This is a genomic window from Streptomyces klenkii, from assembly GCF_003626645.1.
Classification (GTDB): Bacteria; Actinomycetota; Actinomycetes; order Streptomycetales; family Streptomycetaceae; genus Streptomyces; species Streptomyces klenkii.
In genome coordinates, this window is sequence record NZ_RBAM01000086.1 from 1 (window position 1) to 1,368 (window position 1,368).

General features: G+C 71.0%; 1 protein-coding gene. It reads left to right on the plus strand.

All coding sequences use genetic code 11. The features are described 5' to 3' along the window. Positions 1-336: 336 nt before the first annotated feature. Positions 337-1,368, plus strand: a 1,032-nt coding sequence (gene urtA / locus D7231_RS34795) for an urea ABC transporter substrate-binding protein (RefSeq protein WP_120760357.1), incomplete at its 3' end; no start/stop codon positions are given.

Here is a 1,368-nt window from a genome sequence, read left to right on the forward strand (position 1 = left end):
CCGCCGAAGCCGCCGCGGTGCTTGGGCGCGCCCACGCGCTGTACTGACGCCCCCCGCCGGGCGCCCCCGCGGCGCCCGCTCAACGCCCCCACCCGCCGCCCGGTTCGTATCCCGGCGGCACCGCGGCGGCCGGCCCCCACGGGCCGGCCGCCGCTTCGGCATGCGGCGACCCGCGCGGAGGCCCGCCGCGGACGGTACTTCCGAACGGAAGTATTCATGTGTGTGAAATCCCGGTGAAACAGCGCCCTTTGAAGCTGTGGCATGCCCACGCCGGGCGCAGCGGCCCGGCCTTCCCTCTTCATCTCCCCGCCCCGCAAGGGGACTAGGAGGACGGTCATGCCCAGAACCAGGGGCCGCCGCCTGCCCGCGATCCTGCTGGCGATGCTCACCGCCATCGCGCTCGCGGCCTGCGGAGCCCGCACCGGCGAGGAGTCCGCCCGGTCCGCCGAGGTGGACACCTCCGGCGACACCATCAAGGTCGGCCTGCTCAACTCCCTCTCCGGCACGATGGCCATCAGCGAGGTCACCGTCCGCGACGCGCTGATGCTGGCCATCGAGGAGATCAACGCGGCCGGCGGCGTGCTCGGCCGGCAGATCGAGCCCATCAGCCAGGACGGCGCCTCCGACCCGGCCACCTTCGCCGAACGCTCCCAGCGGCTGATCCAGGAGGACCAGGTCGCCGCCGTCTTCGGCTGCTGGACCTCCGCCAGCCGCAAGGCCGTGCTCCCCGTCTTCGAGCAGAACGGCTCGCTGCTGTTCTACCCCGTGCAGTACGAGGGACTTGAGCAGTCGCCGAACATCTTCTACACCGGCGCCACCACCAACCAGCAGATCATCCCGGCGCTGGACTACCTCCGCGAGGAGGGCGTCGAGTCGCTCTACCTGGTCGGCAGCGACTACGTCTTCCCGCGCACCGCGAACCGCATCATCCGCGCGTACGCGGAGGAGTACGGCATCGAGATCGCCGGCGAGGACTACGCGCCGCTGGGCTCCACCGAGTTCGCCACCATCGCCAACAAGGTGGAGGACTCCGGCGCCGACGCGGTCTTCAACACCCTCAACGGCGACAGCAACGTCTCCTTCTTCCGCGAGTACCAGGCGGTGGGCCTGACGGCCGAGGAGATGCCCGTGCTGTCCGTCTCCATAGCCGAGGAGGAGGTCGCCGGCATCGGCGCCGAGACGCTGGAGGGCCAGCTGACGGCCTGGAACTACTACCAGACCACCGAGGGCGAGGCCAACGAGCGGTTCGTCGAGGCCTTCCAGGAGCGCTACGGCAGCGACCGGCCCACCTCCGACCCGATGGAGGCCGCCTACACCTCCGTCTACCTGTGGGCCGCGATGGTCGAGGAGGCCGGCTCCTTCCAGCCC